Consider the following 19,628-nt stretch of genomic DNA (forward strand, 5'->3'; position numbering starts at 1 on the left):
AACTCAATTGATTTAATCGAATTTATGTGCTATAAATTTTCTAGTTTTCGCCAGACTCCATTTTAGCATCATTTATCATTTTCTCATTAGGTAAAATTGCAACGTTAACTCTTCTGTTTTTTGCTCTACCTTCTGGAGTACTATTATCATGTGTTGGTTTTTCTTCTCCAAACCACTCTGTAGTAAATCTGCTTGCAGCAATTCCTTTTGCTGTTAGGTATGATGTTACAGCGTTTGCTCTGTTTTTAGATAATGTCATATTATAATCTGCAGCACCAGAACTATCTGTATGGCCTACAACCAAAATATTAGTGTCTGGATACTCTATAAATACATTAGCTAATTTGTTTAAAGATGTTTTAGAAGCACCGTTAATGTTGTATTTAGCTGTGTCAAAAAATACACCACTGTTTTCATCAAAAGTTACAACAATACCATTGTCTACACGCTCTACTTGTGCACCCGGAATTTCTTCTTCAATTTTTTGTGCTTGCTTATCCATTCTGTTACCAATAAGCACACCAGCACCACCACCAACAACACCGCCAATAACAGCACCTAGCTCGCCATTGCCTCCTTTGCCTACATTATTGCCAATTATAGCGCCTAAAATTGCACCACCAGCAGCACCAATTGCACCACCTTTTTGTTTGTTGTTTGCGTTTTGTACAGCATCACAACTTGTAAAATTTGCCATTAATAGTAATGCAAATGCTGCTGTAGCTATCTTTTTTATTATTGTTTTCATAAGGTTATTTTAAATTATTAAATAATTAATGGATTGTGTTTATTACAAAGTTGCTTTGGTAAAATTCATTGTAATTGTAAATGGTTTTCCATCTACAGATAAAGTTTGTGTCCAGGTCATATTAGACTCTGTTAACAAGGCGAGTGATAACCTAAAACCAACGTTGTTTTGACTTTTACCTCTTGCGTCTGTAGGCTTAATTAAAAAGTCGTACAAACCTGTAGTTTCATCAATTTCCTGAATAGTAAAAATAAAATTACGTTCTCCAGTAGCACAATTTGCATTGTTTATGCTATACTTACCAGTATTGTTGTTAGGTATAAAAGACCAAGAACTGCCTTGGAAACACTCTTTAGAGACATCGTTTAAAAGGGTAACGTTATATTCACCAGCTTCACTATAAGATATGTTGCTAAGTGTCCATTCTCCTTTAATTACTTTTTTTGATGTTCTAACGGTTTTTGATGCTCCGCAAGAAACTAAACTTACTGCAAGTAGTAGTACTATTAACTGTTTCATAATATTTGTTTGTTTTTGTATATACGAAATAACTGTTTTTTTAGACCACATAGTAACTCATTTGCATAAAATGATAATGCAATAAATTTGTAGTCCAAATACTATGTAAAGATACTAGATGTTGTATTAACTAGATGTGAAAAAAACTGTAAATTAGATGAAGTGCGTAGTCTTATGCTACTTTTTTAAGCAAATCAAAACAAGGACATTTTTTACAACGTTTGCTTTCAGATTTCTTGTATTTTTTACAGCATTTACTTTTTACCTTATCAGCAACTTTTGGAGTTGTTGCCTTTTGTAATTTTTTTAATGCTTTTTTTTCCTTTTTCTTATCCTTTTTTTTGCCCATAACTACTTATGCCTAAAAATAGTAAGGCAAAAGTAGTTATTTTAAATTAATCTAAATAAAATTATTTTGTTAAACTTATTGCGGATTTTCTGTAGAGGCTGTAGATACTGTTATTTGCTGTATATCTCTGTCAAACAAATACAAGCCACCTTTATCATCTCCAATAAGGTTTATTTTGTCTAAAATAGTACGTGCCATAGCTTCTTCCTCTATTTGTTCTGATACGTACCATTGTAAAAAGTTATGTGTGGCATAATCTTTTTCTTGTAAAGTAATGTGTACTAACTCATTAATACTGTTAGATACAAATACTTCGTGTTCAAAAAGTTTTTCAAACATTTCTTTAAAAGAATTAAAGGTAACATTTGGTGCCGCAAGCTGAGAAATTTGTGCGTGTCCGCCACGCTCATTAACAAATTTAACCAGTTTAAGCATATGGTCTCGCTCTTCGTTAGACTGGTCGTACATAAAACCAGCAACACCTTCTAGCCCTTTAACTTCTGCCCAACAAGCCATTGCTAAATAAATTTGAGAAGATTCTGCTTCTATTTTTATCTGATTGTTAAGTGCTTTTTCTATATTTTTTGATAACATAATTTTCTTCTTTTTATAAAATTACAAAATTAATTTATTGTTTCACCACTATTAACAGCATCTTCATCTGGGTTTACAAAAACTAATTTGCCATCTGCATTCTCTGTCATTAAAATCATTCCTTCACTCTCTACACCGCGTAAAGCTCTTGGAGCTAGGTTTACTAAAACGGTAACTTTTTTACCAACAATTTCTTCAGGAGTAAAGCTTTCTGCAATACCAGATACTATAGTGCGGGTATCTAAACCAGTATCTACCTTTAAAACCAATAGTTTTTTGGCTTTTGGCATTTTTTCAGCTTCTATAATGGTACCCACACGCATGTCTAACTTTGTAAAATCGTCAAAAGTAATGGTGTCTTTTTGCGCAGCTACTTCTTTATTCATTTGTAAGTTTGCTTTTTTTGTAGCTTCTAATTTTGCTAATTGAGCTTCAATTTCTTTGTCTTCTACTTTTCTAAACAATAACTCTGCTTTGTTAATTGTATGTCCGGCTGGTAATAACACATCTAAGGTAGAAACGGTGTTCCATTCTACAGTTGTGTCTGCAGCAGCTATATTTAAAATGTTTTTAAGTTTAGCAGATGTAAAAGGTAAAAATGGCTCACTTAGTACAGCCAATGCAGATGCTATTTGTAAAGCAACGTACATTATGGTTTTTACACGTTCTTCATCTTGCTTAATAACTTTCCAAGGTTCTTCATCTGCTAAGTACTTGTTACCAAGTCTGGCAAGGTTCATTAATTCTTGTCCGGCTTCTCTAAATCTATAGCGCTCTAAAGAACTAGAAATTATTTCTGGGTATTTTTTAACCTCTTCTAAAGTAGCTGTATCTATTTCAGAAAATGTTGCAGGAGTAGGTAAAACACCGTTATAGTATTTGTTTGTTAATACCACAACTCTGTTTATAAAGTTACCAAAAATGGCTACCAACTCGTTATTATTACGTGCCTGAAAATCTTTCCAAGTAAAATCGTTATCCTTAGTTTCTGGTGCATTTGCAGTTAATGTATAACGTAACACATCTTGCATATCTGGGAAATCTTCTAAATACTCATGCAACCAAACAGCCCAGTTTTTAGAGGTTGATAACTTATTGCCTTCTAAATTTAAAAACTCATTTGCTGGTACGTTTTCAGGAAGAATAAAATCTCCGTGCGCTTTTAGCATACTAGGAAAAATGATACAGTGAAACACTATATTGTCTTTACCTATAAAATGAAGCATTTTTGTATTCTCGTCTTTCCAATATGGTTCCCAGTCTTTACCCTCGCGAGCAGCCCATTCTTTGGTAGATGAAATGTAACCAATAGGAGCATCAAACCAAACATACAGTACTTTGCCTTCGCCTCCAGGAACAGGTACCGGAATTCCCCAATCTAAATCTCTGGTTACAGCACGTGGTTTTAAACCATCATCTATCCAAGATTTGCATTGTCCGTAAACATTGGGTTTCCAATCATTTTTATGGCCTTCTAAAATCCATTCTTTTAAAAAGTCCTCGTACCTATCTAATGGTAAAAACCAGTGCTTAGTTTCCTTTAAAGTTGGTACGGCACCAGATATAGTAGATTTAGGATTTATTAATTCTGTAGCATTTAAGGTAGATCCACAGTTTTCGCACTGGTCTCCATAGGCTTCTTCATGACCACATTTAGGGCAGGTACCAATTACAAATCTGTCTGCTAAAAACTGATTGGCTTCGGCGTCATACAATTGTTCTGTGGTTTCTTCTATAAAGTCACCTTTGTCATACAAATTCTTAAAAAACTCAGAAGCTGTATCATGGTGTACTTGTGCAGAAGTACGCGAGTAATTATCAAACGTAATTCCAAAATCTAAAAACGATTGTTTAATTATTGCGTGGTATTTATCTATAACTTCTTTAGGTGTAATACCTTCTTTTTTGGCTTTCATAGAAATAGCTACACCGTGCTCATCACTACCGCAAACAAAGGCAACGTCTTTATTTGTTCCTCTTAAATAACGTGCATAAATATCGGCAGGAACATATACACCTGCCAAATGCCCAACATGTATTGGTCCGTTTGTGTAGGGTAATGCTGCTGTAATTGTATATCTGTTTGGTGTTTTTGTTTGCTGTGCCATTAAAATTGAATTAAAGCACAAAAATACATTTTTAGCCAGCAGTACTAAAGAAAAAGATAGAAATAAATACGTGATACAGGCGCTTGTTGCTTTTAAAAACTGTGGCATTACAACGATTATTTAAAATATATGCTGTATTTTTTAGTTGTAATAGTATAAAAAAGATAAAGTTATGAGTGGCAAACCAGTACGTAAAGATATTTTAAAGTCTGTAGATCTAGATGCTATAAAAGACACAACTAAAGCTAAAGATGATATTACACGTGTGTACAAAAACAAAAACTCTAGAGTTAAAAAAGAGCTAGATTTTAAAACCAAAAAAAACAATACCAAATTGGCATAAAAAAAGCACCTAAAACGTAAGTTGAAGGTGCATTAAAGTAACATTAATTGTAACGTAAACTATTTAGGATACCATTACAGATTTGCTCATTTTTTGGTCTTTAACACTTATTCTGTATATATATTTGCCGGTAGCAAGGTTTACAGGTAAGCGTTCTCTAATGTTAATTTCTTGGGCTCCTTCAGTAGTCATAGCATTGTATACCGTGCCTATGTTTTGCCCTAAAATGTTATAAATTTGGATATCTACATGTGCCGTAAAAGGCATTTCTAAATGTATTGTTGGGTTTCCTTTTGTAGGATAATATGGTTTGTGTACTACCATATTTTCTATTACAGGGTCTGGTTCTGTAGGATCTGTGCCACCGTCACCAGGACCTGGTAAAACAGGCGTTTCATCATCAATTGCAATATCCGGAAAATCTTCTCCACTACAACTAAAACCTAAATCTACTGGCACATAAGTGCGCCCTAATAAATGCCTTTCTACAGCTTCTCTAGGTACACATAACCATTCTGCTAAAACAGTACCGTACAAATCTCTAAAATCCATTGTGTACTCTAGGTTTCCTCTTTCGTTGGGGTCATCTAACGATGGATGATCACCAACAAAGGCACTACCATTTAAAGCAGAACCAAAAAATAGGGTAGGACTGGCTTTACCATGATCAGTACCATTAGATCCGTTTTCGTAAATTCTACGTCCAAACTCAGAGAAAGTCATACTTAAAACCTTGTCGTCTTGGTCTGTACAGGCTAAATCCTGATAGAAATCACTTACTGCAACAGATAAATTTGTCATTAAACGCTCATGCGCTAATGGCTGATTTCCGTGTGTATCAAAACCACCCATAGAAATCATATATACTTTTGTGCCTAAACCACCTTTTATAAGTTTAGCTAACACAGCTAATTGTCTAGCAAAACTATTGTCTTGGTATTCTATACCACAACCCAATGCCTCACCACGTTCATAAGCTTCATGTATTTTGCCAGAGTACTCATAAGTTGTGTTTGCAACACCTCTTAAAAATTTAATTTGGTCACCATACATACAGTCACCAAAAATAGTTTCGTCTGCTATTTCATACTGGTTACCCGTTTCTGCAATACGTTCTAGTTGGTTAATATTACTAGTAACAAAGGCATAATTAGTTTCTTCTCCCTGAAATACTAAGCTACCGTATTGTCCTATTTGAATGGCAGCAGGAGCTTCTGGAGGATTTATTAAATAATCTTGATATAATTCTTCAAAATGTCTACCCATCCAACCTGTATTTTCACCAGAAAAACCTGTGGTTGTTAAGTCGGTATTGGCAAAAATATCTGATCCTGTAAAGTGAGATAAACTCTGGCCTTCATATCCAACACCGTGCACAGCTTTAAATTGGCCTTCTCCCCACATACGTTCTAGAGATGTCATATATGACGGCACACCAAAATTATCGGTTAATTTTAGAACCTTACTTTCTGGTATGTAAATATTTGGTCTTGCATTTGCGTACGTATCATATTGTTCTATTGGTATAACAGTACTTAAACCGTCATTACCACCTGCAAGTCTTATTAAAACTAAAACTTTACCGTCTGACTCTGCATCTGCAATTGCAGTAGATAAAGGAGATTTGGCCGAAGCGTTTAAAACATTACTGCCTAATAGCATAGAACCAGAGCCAACCATACCCATTGCTTGTAAAAATGAACGTCTGTTCCATTTTTTATGCTCTAAGTCATGAGCCTCTTTATCTGCATGTTGTACTTTAGAATTTGTATTGCACATAATAAATGGTTATTTTAATTGGAATTCTGGTTGTCTAATAATATGCATCATAAGCTGAAAAACTAATACTTCTGCGCCTGGGTAATATAAGTTCCAGGTGCCGTCTCCTTCAGGCGGAGCGTAATATTGTACAAGTGCATCATCTCTAAATACATCATACGCATTTTGTAACTCATCTGCAGCAATACCTTTTGGTAATAATTTACCTAAAATGGCATCTGTAACTCTATCTGGACTGCTTTCTGTAGATGCATTGGGTGTAACAGAAATGGCAAATTCTCTAAATTGCTCAGAGTTTGCATTGTATGCAGTTTGTAAGTATAGTTCTGCAGACAACCAACGTCCAATCATAAAATTGGTGTTTACCCAGTACCTATCTCTGTACCATCCTTCTACTCCAGGAGGGTTAAAAATTTCCTGTCCTAATAGTCTACACGTGTTTTCTACGCTTGCAATTGTATCCTCATCAAACGCAAAGTTTGTTTCGTTTATTAAATTAATATAAATATCAAACGGACTTTTTATAATTACACCTACAGCTTCCTCATCATAAAAATGTTCACTTTTAAAAAGTACTCTTAATACTTCTGCTATTTCAAAACCACTGTTTCTAAAAACAACGGCTAAATCATTAACAATTTGCTTTGCATTCCCATTATTTTCTTCATCATCAGAATCTGGGTGAATAAAAAATTCATAAAGTTTTTTGCAAATAAACCAGCTAATTTTTTCTTCTCTTTGGTCAAATAAATTGTCTATAACGCCATCATAATCAAAAGTATCTGTTTGACCAAAAATTATTTTAGTTCCAGCATCGTGCTTTGTAGGGTCAAAAGTAATAGGAGTGTATCTTTCTTCACCGCGTTCTACCCAACCCGTTAATGCTCTAGAAGTTTCTATAATATCTTCTTCTGTATAACCATTACCCTCGCCTAAAGTAAATAACTCATACAACTCACGAGCATAGTTTTCGTTAGGGTTGTTTCCATTATTAAATACGCCATCTAAATAAAAAAGCATTGCATCGTTAAGGCCTATTTCTCTTACAAAATCTTTAAAGTTGCCTATTGCATTGCGTTGCAAACAATCTACATACCTGTATAATAGTGGCGGAGCCATATAGTTTCTGTATTCGGTAACAAAGTGGTTGCTCCAAAAGAAACTTAATCTGTCTTTTAAATTATTTGTAACTAAACCATTAATATATAGGTTTATGAACTCGCGTTTTTGTTGTGTAGTAATTTGACTTTTTGCATCATTATCCTCTGGATAATCTGCTCCGGTCCAGTTTGCCCAAGTTGGGGTTGCAATCCCTGGCATACTAATAGCCTCAGCTATTAAATTGTCTACATAAGCAGAAACATTCTGCCCTACTGCGTTAGTAATAGTGTCTACAGAGGCACTAAAACCTAATCTCCTGTATAGATGTTCAGCTTTTTGTTTGTCTAGTGAGCCAGCTATGGGGTTTAGCGATGCAGAGTTGCAATTCACAAAATATTCCATAATAATTATTGCATTAGTATTGATCGGTTATTGGGTTGTGTGTTTATTTTTAACGATAAAATATACATAACAGTATATCTATGGTTAAAAAATTTAACAACATAACGCTATTAGCTACGTAAATTAAGTAGTTTTAGATGATGAAAGGCTTTTTTTTTCGATGAAATACTGTAATTTGTGTGTTAAATTTTATTTATGAGTAATCACAATGAGTTTGGTAAGGAAGGCGAAAAGCTTGCAGTGCAATTTTTAAAAGATAATGGTTACACTATAAAGCGCCTTAATTATCGCTATTTAAAAGCTGAGGTAGACATTATTGCTCAACAACAACATACACTTGCAATTATAGAGGTTAAGTCTAGAAGTAGTGAGGCATTGCAGAACATTGCTGATACGGTAACCGCAAAAAAAATAAAGCTTTTAGTAATGGCGGCAGACCACTATGTTGCTGATAATGATTTAGATGTAGAGGTTAGATTTGATATTATTACAATTCTTAAAAATGCAGATAATTTAAAAATTGAGCATTTAAAGGATGCTTTTTATCATTTTTAAAATTCACCCTACTTATTTTTATCATATTACAATTGTTACATTTAAAACAATTTGTTATTTTTGAATCATCAAAATGTATTTTTTTCTTTTTTATTGAAGATTTTTTTGATAGCACATACAAACTAACAACCAAAAATTAACTTAAACTTGTAACAAGATGAAAACAATATCATCAGTAGTAGAGGAGTACATTAAAAAGAAACCTTTTTTACAAAGCGCTTTAGCACAGAGTATTATTAACTTAACTTCATTATCTAGAATAATTAAGCCGGAAATTGAATCTGAATTAGGAAAAGATATTAGAAATGGAGCTATTGTTATGGCTTTAAAAAGATTGTCTGACGATTTAGAATTTAGAGCAACACACAAAATTGTTAAGGTTTTAAAAAATATTGGCGAAATTACCGTAAGGTCTTCTTTAACAGATTTTACTTTTTTACTGTCTGATTCTATCTTAGATAACCAAACTAAATTAATTAGAGAAGTAAATAAAAATAAAGACGTTTTTTACACATCTTCTAGAGGTGTAAATGAGCTAAATATTGTGGTAAACAACACCCTAGATAATACGGTGGAAGAACTGTTTAAACACGAAAGATGCACACAAAAGGCCGAAAATTTATCGTCTATAACAGTAAAGCTACCAGCAGAAAATGTATCTGTACCTGGTATTTATTACTTTATTTTTCAGCGTTTGGCTTGGGAAGGTATTGTGCTTTTTGAGGTGATTTCTACAACCAATGAGTTTACTATTTTAGTAAATGATGAGCAGGTAGACGTAGCCTTTAAAACTATAAAAGATCTAAAGGCTTTATAAGTCTATTTGTACTATTTTTTATTTAAATATTCTAGAACTTCTTTGTAGGTTTCTGGCTTGTTTACAATTTTTTTATCCCTGTCTAAAATAAAGTAAGTAGGTGTTGCAGAAATGTTGTACAATTCTGCATATTTGCTATCCCATTTTCCAAGGGCTATTGCATGAGTAAAGCTTTTTAGTTTAGCAGACTCGGTGTCCCAATAATTGTATTCATCTTCTAGGCCTACAGCAAGTACTTTTACGTTGTTATATAGTTGTATTGCTTTGTTAAGTTCTGGCAATTCTTTTAAACAGTGAGAGCAGGTACTACTCCAAAACACAACTACGTAATTGTCTGCAGCAGCTAACTTGCTTAGACTGTTTTTTCCATCATTCCAAGTAATTTCTGGAGCTTTTGCACCAATTCTTAATCTTGTATGTGCCTCTATACCTTTTATTAATTCTTGATTATTAGTAACTGAGCCTAATTTTTTTAGGAAATTACTGTAGATAAAATCTGATGTTTTATCATACTTTGCACTGGCAGCATAAATCCACATATCATAAAACAAGCTAAACTTAAAAGTATCAGTAACACCATCTAGTTTACTAGCTACAGTTTGTACATTTTGCTGTAATATTGTTTCTGTAGCATCTTTTGTAATTTTATTTAACGGCAAAGATGTAAATACATAGTTTAGTGTTTTATCTGTTAAAAAAGAAGAGGCTTGTAGCTGCTTGTTTTTAAAATCTATTGCTGTAAAATAGTTTTGCTTTTTATGTTCTACAAACTCATATATAGACTCAAAATTACTTGCTATATATGGCTTATTTGCCTTAATAAAATTGAGAGCTATTAAATCTTTAGCATCAGCTTCATACTTAGCCTGTGTGCTATTTATTTTATCATAAAGCTTTGCTAGTTCTTTTTTGTTAGTGCTGTTAGAGGTGTAAAAATCAATAACCTGCTTTTGTAGTGCATTAATTTCTAAAAAGTAACTATTAAGCATTTTATTTTCTTTAGATGTGGTGTAGGTAGCCCCATCTTGAGCATTAAAATTAAGTACAATGTCTTCTTTACCGTTGTACAAAACATCAAAATTAAACTCTTCTTGCGGGACCGCGTATACTAACCTATAAGTTCCGGCTGCTGCACTTGCTGGTAATTCTAATTTAAATTTACCATCTTCTATTTTAGTATCTGCAACATAAACTTGTGTGCCAGGTTTAAGTTGGTATGCAATAAGCCAAGTATACTCTTTAGCAGGTGAAAATGTGCCAGAAATAGTGTGTTGTGCTGCTAATGATACAGCTATAAATGCAAATAATAAAGTTAATGTTTTTTTCATAGTATGCTTTTTAGCAATGGTTATTGCTTAGTTACTTAGCTTATTTTCAAAAATCGAACCAAACTAAGTATTTGTGTTCATTTTTAATGTGTGTTAAACGGAGCTAAGCTCTTTAATGCTTTTTCTACAGTAGTAATTTTATCAAAAACTAAAAGTAAACGTAAGCCAGCTCTAGTTTGTTTTTCTTTCATTTTGCAAATTGCGGTGTTGGCTTGTACAAATTGTAAAACTTTAGTGAATTTAGCACTTTGGTAAAATCCTGACTGTTGGTCTGCTATAAAATACCCAATCATTTTACCTTTTTTAAGTACAATTTTTTCTAAACCTAAACTGTTTGCAATCCATTTTATACGAACGGAGTTTAGTAAGTCTTCAACAGGACTAGGTATTTCTCCAAAGCGGTCTACCAATTCTTTTTCATACTTTGCTAAACCTTCTTCTGTGGTAATTTGGTTTAATTGGGTGTAAAGGTTTAATCGTTCTGTAACATTATTTACATAATCATCAGGAAATAAAAGTTCAAAATCTGAGTCTATTTGGGTTTCTTTTACATACACTTTGTCTTTGCCTTCTACTTCTTCGTATAAATCTTTAAACTCGTTTTCTTTTAATTCTTCTACCGTTTCTGCTAATATTTTTTGGTAGGCATCAAAACCAATTTCATTAATAAATCCGCTTTGCTCACCACCTAAAATATCACCTGCACCACGTATTTCTAAATCTTTCATAGCAATATTAAACCCGCTACCCAACTCTGTAAATTGTTCTAGAGCTTGTATACGTTTACGGGCATCTGTACTCATGGAGTCATAAGGTGGTGTAATAAAGTAACAGAAAGCCTTTTTATTGCTACGCCCAACACGGCCACGCATTTGGTGCAAATCACTTAAACCAAAATTGTTGGCATTGTTTATAAAAATAGTATTGGCGTTAGGCACGTCTAAACCACTTTCTATAATGGTTGTAGACACTAAAACATCAAACTCGCCATTCATAAAAGCAAGCATTAAAGTCTCTAGTTTTTTACCGTCCATTTGCCCGTGACCAATGCCAATTTTAGCATCAGGAACCAAACGTTGTAACATACCAGCAACCTCTTTAATATTTTCTATACGGTTGTGTATAAAAAATACTTGTCCGCCTCTTTGTATTTCATAAGAAACAGCATCTCTTATAGTATCTTCTGTAAAGCGTACAACGTGACTTTCTATTGGGTATCTGTTTGGAGGTGCTGTATTTATTGTAGATAAATCTCTGGCTGCCATTAAACTAAATTGTAATGTTCTTGGGATTGGCGTAGCAGTTAACGTAAGTACATCTACATTTTCTTTAATAGACTTTAATTTATCTTTTACAGCAACTCCAAATTTTTGCTCTTCATCTACAATTAGCAAGCCTAAGTCTTTAAAAACTACGTTTTTATTAACTAATTGGTGTGTACCTATAATAATATCTACTTTACCCTCTGCTAGGCGTTGTAGTGTTTCTTTTTTCTCTTTTGCAGTTCTAAAACGGTTTACATAGTCTACCGTTACAGGCATGTCTTTTAAACGCTCTGCAAATGTTTTATGATGCTGAAAAGCCAATATAGTTGTTGGTACTAAAACAGCTACTTGTTTGCCATTATCTACCGCTTTAAAGGCGGCACGTATAGCAACCTCTGTTTTACCAAAACCAACATCGCCACAAATAAGACGATCCATTGGCCTGTCACTTTCCATATCTTTTTTAAGATCTTCGGTGGCCTTACTTTGGTCTGGCGTATCTTCATAAATAAAAGAAGCCTCTAACTCGTGCTGTAAATAGCTATCTGGTGCGTATTTAAACCCTTTTTTAAGTCTACGATTGGCGTACACTTTAATAAGGTCAAACGCAATTTGTTTAACTCTGGTTTTGGTTTTCTGCTTCAGTTTTTTCCAAGCACCAGAACCTAGTTTAAATATTTTAGGAGGCTTACCGTCTTTACCAGCAAACTTAGATATTTTGTGTAGTGAGTGTATGCTTACGTAAAGCACATCTCGCTCGCTATACATTAATTTTATAGCCTCTTGTTTTTTTCCTTCTACATCTATTTTTTGTAAACCACCAAATTTACCAACGCCATGGTCTATGTGTGTTACATAATCTCCAATATCTAATTTGGTAAGTTCCTTAAGTGTTATAGCTTGCTTTTTAGCATAGCCATTTTTAAGGTTGAATTTATGGTAACGCTCAAAAACTTGATGATCTGTGTAGCAGGCAACTTTTATATCATCTAAAATAAAACCCTGAAAAAGAGGTAAAACTACAGTTTGGTAATGTACATCTTGCTCTACTTCATCAAAAATATCATGAAAACGTTTTGCTTGTTGCTCTGTAGCACAAAAAATATAATTGGTATGGTTATTAGCGTGATTTTGATCTAGGTTTTCAATAAGCAAGTCGAACTTTTTATTAAAAGACGGCTGTGGTTTAGAATGAAAAACAATAGACTTGTCTGCATTTGTTGCTGTTTGATGAATGCGTATAACATTAAACGCATCAAACTCTTTTTTTAACTGATTAGAATCTACAAACAACTCACTTGGTTGAGCGTGTTTTAGCTCGCCTGTAAGTTTTGTAAAGGCTTCTTCTGCTTTTGCGTAAAGCGAGTCTAGTCTGTCGTGTAAAAGCTCTGTGTTTTTAGAAAAAATGACAGTTTTAGAAGCAATATATTTTAAAAAGCTTTCTCTAGTTTCGTCTAAAAATTTATTTTCTACATTGGGTACAATGGTAATTTTAGTGACTTTGTCTGTAGATAATTGTGTTTCTACATCAAAAGTTCTAATACTATCTACCTCGTCACCAAAAAATTCTATTCTGTAAGGTACATCGTTAGAAAACGAAAAAACATCTACAATACCACCACGAACCGAAAATTCTCCAGGTTCTGTAACAAAGTCTACACGTTTAAACTTATACTCAAACAACACTTCATTTAAAAAGTCTAGGGTAATGGTGTCATCAACCTTAATTTTTAAAGTGTTTTTATCTAGTTCTTTACGGGTTACCACTTTCTCAAACAACGCATCTGGATACGTAACTAGTAATGCTGGTTTTTTACGCGAATTAATTCGGTTTAAAACCTCTGCACGTAGCAGTACATTGGCATTATCTACCTCGTCTATTTGGTAAGGCCTACGGTAACTGCCAGGATAAAACAGCACATCTTTTTCGCCTACCAATTGCTCCAAGTCATTTAAATGGTAAGCAGCCTCTTCTTTGTCGCTAAAAACAACCAAAAAAGGAGTGTCTGCTTCTTTAAAAGTTTCAGCTAAAACAAAGGATAGGGCAGAGCCTATTAAACCTGTAAGTGTTGTGTTTTTTTCATTTTTGGCAATAGTAGTTTGCAGTTTCTGCATTTGCGGAAGCTGTGCCAACGATTTTAAAATGAGAGATTTTCCCAAAAGTCAATACATTTTTTGCAAATATAAAGCTACAATTTTAAACAATTATAGTTTGTAGCTAATTTTAAAAAGTACAATGCGTGGTAAAATAAAGGTTAATTGTAATTACGTTTTATAATTTTACTGCGTTAGTGATAGCAGTGAATAACCCGCAGCTTTTTGCGAGGATTAGTAACGTATAGCACGGCGTTAAAAACAGTGGTTTTAACGAACGTCCAAAATAATTTTAAAATTTTGAAGTTCTATTATTGCAAAAAATTATATTTGCAATCTAAATTAAATTATAAATTATGTCTTTTAAAGATTTATACGGTAATAGCGAACATAGAAAAAATGTTGCACACTTTGCATCTATTGCTTCTTTAGCAAGTGTAGATGGTGAGGTTAACGATGCAGAAAAAGTTGTTTTAGACCGTTTTGCACGTAAATTAGATATTACTGAAACTGAGTACAAAGAGGTAATGAAAAACCCTGGGGCTTACCCAATTGATCCGCCAACAAGTTTAGACAGACGTTTAGAGCGTATGTATGATTTGTTTAAAATTATTTTTGCAGATCATGATATTGATGATGATGAAAGAGTACTTATAAAAAAATATGCTATTGGTTTAGGATATTCTAATGAGTCTGCAGATAAAGTTATCTCTAGATCTATTGTAATTTTTGGAGGTAAATTAGATTTTGATGATTATGCTATGCTGGTAAGAAAATAAGCAAATAGTGTTTTAGAGTATAAAAAAAACGAGGCATTTGCCTCGTTTTTTATTTTTATTTATTAGCCTTTGCAATAAATTCTTCTGCCTTTTCTACCATTTTGGTGCTACCACAAAAGAAAGGTACACGTTGGTGTAACTCTGTTGGTTTTAAAGCCATAATACGCCCTTTACCATCACTTGCTTTACCATTAGCTTGTTCTGCTAAAAATGCCATTGGGTTACACTCGTATAACAAGCGTAGTTTGCCTTCATGAGCCTTGCTGCTTTTTGGGTACATGTAAATGCCACCTTTTATCATATTTCTATGAAAGTCCGATACCAATGAGCCAATATACCTAGAGGTGTAAGGTCTGTCTCCTTCTTCTTGCTGGCAATATTTTATGTAATCTTTTACGCCTTGCGGAAAGTGTATGTAGTTACCTTCGTTTACAGAGTATATTTTGCCAGTTTCTGGAAATTGCATATTTGGGTGCGATAGGTAAAATGTACCAATTGCTGGATTTAATGTAAAACCATTTACACCGTCACCTGTTGTATATACTAACATTGTAGATGTACCGTAAACAATGTAGCCTGCTGCTACTTGGTTATCTCCTGGTTGCAAAAAGTCATCAATTGTAACCGGTGTGCCAACAGGAGTTACTCTGCGATAAATAGAAAAAATAGTACCTACAGACACGTTTACGTCTATATTAGAAGAGCCATCTAATGGGTCTATTAGTACAATATATTTGTTTTGGTGTTGTTCATCTTGGCTATTAATGCTAATAAAATCATCTTCTTCTTCAGATGCTATACCACAAACAATTTCTCTGTTTTTTAACGTTTGTATAAACTTTTCATTAGCTAAAACATCTAGTTTTTGTTGGTCTTCACCTTGTATGTTAGTGTCGCCAGCGGCTCCTAAAATGTCTATTAATCCTGCTTTGTTTACCTCATGGTTAACCACTTTTGCGGCTAAACGTATGGCGTTAATCAGTTTAGAAAGTTCTCCAGAAGAATATTGAAATGAGGATTGGTTTTCAATAATGAATTCTCCTAAAGTCTTGTTTTTTTTGTCCATTAATAGCTGTGTTTTATTTAACTACAAATATCGATAATTTTGTGATACTACAACGATTTCGCTATTTAAAGTCGCTTAAACGTGTTACTTTGCAGTTTATTAGAGATTAATTATGGAGTTTATTACTAGAGATGCAACCAAGGAAGATATGCCGCAAGTGCTTAATTTAATTAAGGAATTGGCGCTTTTTGAAAAAGAACCAGAAGCGGTAGAGGTTACTGTAGACGATTTAATTTTAGATGGTTTTGGAGATCATAAATTGTTTCACTGTTTTGTTGCAGAAGCAAATAATAAAGTTGTTGGTTTGGCTTTGGTTTACAACAGATACTCTACTTGGAAGGGACCTGTTTTGCATTTAGAAGATTTAATTGTTACCCAAAAAATGCGAGGTTCTGGTGTGGGAACGTTGTTGTTAAATGAGGTTATAAAGTACGGCCATAGTCAAGGTGTTAAACGTATATGTTGGGAAGTTTTAGATTGGAACGAGCCGGCAATTAAATTTTACCAAAGTAAAGGTGCAGACGTAAAAAGAGATTGGGACGTTGTGCATTTAGATGAAAAAGGGATTAAAAATTATATAGCAAACCTATAGGTAATAGGTTAGCTAATACAAAACATAACATAATAGAATGAAGATTTTTAAATTTGGTGGCGCTTCTGTAAAAGATGCTGCTGGTGTAAAAAATGTTGTAAATGTGTTACAACAAGTTGGGCATACAAATACTTTAGTTGTAGTTTCTGCAATGGGCAAAACTACTAATGCAATGGAAGATGTTGTTAATGCATATTTTAATAATAAAGCTGGTTTGCCGGCAACAATACAAGAAATTGTAGATTTTCATATAAACATTTTAAATGATTTGTTTGACAATACACAGCACGAAGTTTATACTAAAGTAAAAGTTTTGTTTGATGAGGTGCAAGGGTTTTTAGCGTGGAACAAATCACCAAAACGTAGTTTTGTGTACGACCAAGTTGTTGGTTATGGAGAGTTGCTTTCTACTACAATTTTAAGCGCGTATTTAAACCAAGTTAATATACAAAACAACTGGTTAGATGTTAGAGAGTTTATAAAAACAAGCGACAATTACAGAGATGCTATTGTAGATTGGGATAAAACACAAGAGAAAATTACTGCAGGTATAGATAAAAGTAAACTAAATATTACACAAGGTTTTTTAGGGAGTGATGATAACAACTTTACCACTACTTTGGGTAGAGAGGGGTCTGATTATTCTGCTGCTATATTAGCGTACTGTTTAAATGCTACGGAGGTTACCATTTGGAAAGATGTGCCAGGTGTTTTAAATGCAGATCCTAGGTATTTTGAAGAAACACAGTTGCTAAACAAAATATCATACAGAGAGGCAATAGAACTTGCTTTTTACGGTGCGTCTGTAATTCACCCAAAAACATTACAGCCTTTACAGCGTAAAGAAATTCCGCTGCGTGTAAAATCTTTTTTAAACCCATTAGATGCGGGAACTACTGTAGGTAAAGGTGAAGGAATAGAACCAAAAGTACCTTGTTTTATTATTAAAAGAGACTTAGTTCTAATGAAACTTTCTTCTTTAGATTTTTCTTTTATTGTAGAAGATAGCATTAGTGAGTTATTTAAATTGTTGCATGACCATAAAATGAAGGTAGATTTAATACAAAATTCTGCTATTAGTTTTTCTGTGTGTGTAGATAATAAGTTTGATCAGTTACCAGATTTATTAAACAAACTAAAAGGAAAGTTTAAGGTAAACCACCAAGAGGGAGTTTCTCTGTATACTATTCGTCATTTTAACACAAAAGCCATAGAAAGTATACAAAACGGAAAAGAAATTTTATTGGAACAAAGAGCTAAAGAAACCGTACAATTGGTGGTAAAGTAATATCTTATTGGCATTATAATAAGCTACATTGTTTTACATTAAAACTAATAAGTTATATTTGTTTATCACAATATAATGTATGGGATTAGTTACAGCAAAAGAAGTTGCGCAAGCCATTAAAGTAGATAAGTTTGGTTTTGTTGGCACTTTTATAGGTTGGTTGTTAATGAAGGTGACTAAAATATCTAGTATTAATACCTTTTATGACAACCATAAACACCTTAACGGAACAGCTTTTTTAGATGCTATTTTAGAGCATTACCAAATTAAATTTGAGATTCCTGAGGAAGATTTTAAAAGACTTCCAAAAGACGGTGCATACATAACCATATCTAACCACCCGCTGGGTGGTATAGATGGTGTTTTGCTATTAAAATTATTATTACAGCATAGAGAAGATTTTAAAATAATGGCTAATTTTCTGTTAAACAGAATAGAGCCAATGTCGCCTTACATACTTCCCGTAAATCCTTTTGAGACTAGAAAGGAAGTAAAAAGTAGTTTAGCCGGATTTAAAAATGCAATGCTACATTTAAGAGGTGGTCACCCATTAGGTATTTTTCCAGCAGGAGAGGTGTCTACCTACAGAGATGGTAAATTAATTGTAGATAAACCTTGGGAAGAAACCGCTTTAAAATTAATAAGAAAAGCAGAAGTACCCGTTGTTCCTATCTATTTTCACGCAAAAAATAGTAGGTTGTTTTATAGGTTGTCTAAAATTAGTGATGTTTTTAGAACTGCTAAATTACCTTCTGAGGTTACTACGCAAAAAAACAGAGTTATTAAGGTTAGAATTGGTCAGCCTATAACAGTAAAAACACAAAACGAGCAAAGTAGTTTGGCAGATTTTACCGAGCTATTACGTAGAAAAACCTATATGCTATCTAATGCTTTTGAAAAAGAGAGGTTAATAGATAAAGTGCCAACAACACTTAAAATACCTAAGGCACCAAAAAAAATAGCAACTCCTGTAAGTAGAGAACTAATAGAGAAAGAAATTGAAGAGTTACGCAAAAAAGATTGTAGACTTTTACAAAGTAAGTCTTATGAGGTTTTTTTAGCTACAGCAGTAGATATGCCATTTATTTTACAAGAAATAGGTAGGCAAAGAGAAGTTACTTTTAGAGCCATAGGTGAGGGTACAAACAAGGCAATAGATTTAGATGAGTTTGATAATTACTATCACCATTTATTTCTTTGGGATGATGAAGGTAAAGCTATTGTAGGTGCATACCGTATGGGATTAGGTGCAGAAATTTTTGATAAATATGGTATTGATGGTTTTTATGTACAAGATCTTTTTAGGTTAGAGCCAGAATTGTATGGTATGATGAAACAAACCATAGAAATGGGTAGAGCATACATTATTAAAGAATACCAACAAAAACCTATGCCTTTGTTTTTATTATGGAAAGGAATTGTGCACACAACACTTAGACATCCAGAGCATAAATATTTAATAGGTGGTGTTAGTATTAGTAATCAGTTTTCTAATTTCTCTAAATCTTTAATGATAGAGTTTATGAAATCTAACTACTGGGACCCATATGTAGCGCAGTATATTAGGCCTAAAAAAGAGTTTAAGGTAAAATTAAAAGACGCAGATAAAGAATTTATTTTTGATGAAACTGAGGCTGATTTAAATAAGTTTGATAGACTTATTGATGAAGTAGAACCAGGTAATTTAAGATTGCCAGTTTTAATTAAAAAATACATTAAACAAAATGCAAAAGTGGTAGCTTTTAATGTAGATCCGCTTTTTAACAACTCTGTAGATGGCTTAATGTATATTAAAATTGCAGATATACCAGAGAGTACTGTAAAACCTGTTATGGAAGAATTTCAGGCAGAATTGGAGCAAAAACTACACAATAACGAACAGGCAGAATAATATTAAATGC

16 protein-coding genes are annotated in these 19,628 nt (G+C 33.3%); 7 read left to right on the forward strand and 9 right to left on the reverse strand.

The genetic code is table 11. The annotated features are described in order from the left end of the window. Window positions 1-40: 40 nt before the first annotated feature. From PBN93_RS08515 to metG, 4 genes are all read right to left on the reverse strand, one after another. Entirely contained in the window at window positions 41-748 is a 708-nt protein-coding gene (locus PBN93_RS08515; RefSeq protein ID WP_077401477.1) for an OmpA family protein, read from the reverse strand. Window positions 749-790: 42 nt separating this feature from the next. Continuing rightward, window positions 791-1,267, reverse strand: coding sequence for a lipocalin family protein (locus PBN93_RS08520; protein ID WP_077402239.1), 477 nt, complete (start codon window positions 1,265-1,267; stop codon window positions 791-793). A gap of 424 nt (window positions 1,268-1,691) precedes the next feature. Then, window positions 1,692-2,210 carry a ferritin gene (locus tag PBN93_RS08525; protein WP_077401481.1) on the reverse strand — a complete coding sequence of 173 codons (519 nt, stop codon included), beginning with the start codon at window positions 2,208-2,210 and terminating at the stop codon, window positions 1,692-1,694. 29 nt (window positions 2,211-2,239) lie between these two features. Then, window positions 2,240-4,318, reverse strand: a complete 2,079-nt coding sequence (metG, locus tag PBN93_RS08530) for a methionine--tRNA ligase (protein WP_271080428.1) — start codon at window positions 4,316-4,318, stop codon at window positions 2,240-2,242. A 172-nt stretch (window positions 4,319-4,490) separates the two neighbouring features. On the opposite strand from metG, the gene PBN93_RS08535 reads away from it, so the two are divergent. After that, window positions 4,491-4,661, forward strand: coding sequence for a hypothetical protein (locus PBN93_RS08535; RefSeq protein ID WP_171974474.1), 171 nt, complete (start codon window positions 4,491-4,493; stop codon window positions 4,659-4,661). 63 nt (window positions 4,662-4,724) lie between these two features. Here PBN93_RS08535 and PBN93_RS08540 read toward each other — a convergent pair whose 3' ends face one another. Both PBN93_RS08540 and PBN93_RS08545 read right to left on the reverse strand, forming a co-directional pair. Then, window positions 4,725-6,440 carry a DUF1501 domain-containing protein gene (locus tag PBN93_RS08540; protein ID WP_077401487.1) on the reverse strand — a complete coding sequence of 572 codons (1,716 nt, stop codon included), beginning with the start codon at window positions 6,438-6,440 and terminating at the stop codon, window positions 4,725-4,727. 9 nt (window positions 6,441-6,449) lie between these two features. Continuing rightward, window positions 6,450-7,943 carry a DUF1800 domain-containing protein gene (locus PBN93_RS08545; RefSeq protein WP_271080429.1) on the reverse strand — a complete coding sequence of 498 codons (1,494 nt, stop codon included), beginning with the start codon at window positions 7,941-7,943 and terminating at the stop codon, window positions 6,450-6,452. Between the two features lie 195 nt (window positions 7,944-8,138). On the opposite strand from PBN93_RS08545, the gene PBN93_RS08550 reads away from it, so the two are divergent. Beyond that, on the forward strand, window positions 8,139-8,498 hold the full coding sequence (locus PBN93_RS08550; RefSeq protein ID WP_077401493.1) for a YraN family protein: 360 nt from the start codon (window positions 8,139-8,141) through the stop codon (window positions 8,496-8,498). A 157-nt stretch (window positions 8,499-8,655) separates the two neighbouring features. After that, window positions 8,656-9,315 carry a hypothetical protein gene (locus PBN93_RS08555; protein WP_013621306.1) on the forward strand — a complete coding sequence of 220 codons (660 nt, stop codon included), beginning with the start codon at window positions 8,656-8,658 and terminating at the stop codon, window positions 9,313-9,315. 11 nt (window positions 9,316-9,326) lie between these two features. On the opposite strand, the gene PBN93_RS08560 is transcribed toward PBN93_RS08555, so the two are convergent. Continuing rightward, the gene (locus PBN93_RS08560) at window positions 9,327-10,643 is read right to left on the reverse strand and encodes a TlpA family protein disulfide reductase (protein WP_077401496.1); all 1,317 of its coding nucleotides are present in this window, start codon (window positions 10,641-10,643) and stop codon (window positions 9,327-9,329) included. 83 nt (window positions 10,644-10,726) lie between these two features. Then, window positions 10,727-14,023 carry a transcription-repair coupling factor gene (mfd, locus tag PBN93_RS08565; RefSeq protein ID WP_245799594.1) on the reverse strand — a complete coding sequence of 1,099 codons (3,297 nt, stop codon included), beginning with the start codon at window positions 14,021-14,023 and terminating at the stop codon, window positions 10,727-10,729. Window positions 14,024-14,358: 335 nt separating this feature from the next. Here mfd and PBN93_RS08570 point away from each other — a divergent pair, with 335 nt between their 5' ends. Beyond that, the gene (locus tag PBN93_RS08570) at window positions 14,359-14,781 is read left to right on the forward strand and encodes a tellurite resistance TerB family protein (RefSeq protein WP_077401502.1); all 423 of its coding nucleotides are present in this window, start codon (window positions 14,359-14,361) and stop codon (window positions 14,779-14,781) included. A gap of 55 nt (window positions 14,782-14,836) precedes the next feature. Here the strand turns inward: PBN93_RS08570 and fbp are convergent, their stop codons facing one another. Further along, window positions 14,837-15,847, reverse strand: coding sequence for a class 1 fructose-bisphosphatase (gene fbp, locus PBN93_RS08575; protein ID WP_077401505.1), 1,011 nt, complete (start codon window positions 15,845-15,847; stop codon window positions 14,837-14,839). Between the two features lie 112 nt (window positions 15,848-15,959). On the opposite strand from fbp, the gene PBN93_RS08580 reads away from it, so the two are divergent. The 3 genes from PBN93_RS08580 (at window position 15,960) to PBN93_RS08590 (ending at window position 19,618) form a co-directional block, all read left to right on the forward strand. Next, a complete protein-coding gene (locus PBN93_RS08580) occupies window positions 15,960-16,439 on the forward strand; it encodes a GNAT family N-acetyltransferase (protein WP_077401508.1) in 480 nt (159 codons plus the stop codon). A 37-nt stretch (window positions 16,440-16,476) separates the two neighbouring features. Then, window positions 16,477-17,727, forward strand: a complete 1,251-nt coding sequence (locus PBN93_RS08585; RefSeq protein WP_077401511.1) for an aspartate kinase — start codon at window positions 16,477-16,479, stop codon at window positions 17,725-17,727. A 79-nt stretch (window positions 17,728-17,806) separates the two neighbouring features. Beyond that, on the forward strand, window positions 17,807-19,618 hold the full coding sequence (locus PBN93_RS08590; protein ID WP_077401513.1) for a GNAT family N-acyltransferase: 1,812 nt from the start codon (window positions 17,807-17,809) through the stop codon (window positions 19,616-19,618). Window positions 19,619-19,628: the final 10 nt, after the last annotated feature.

The organism is Cellulophaga omnivescoria (genome assembly GCF_027915275.1).
Lineage (GTDB): Bacteria > Bacteroidota > Bacteroidia > Flavobacteriales > Flavobacteriaceae > Cellulophaga > Cellulophaga omnivescoria.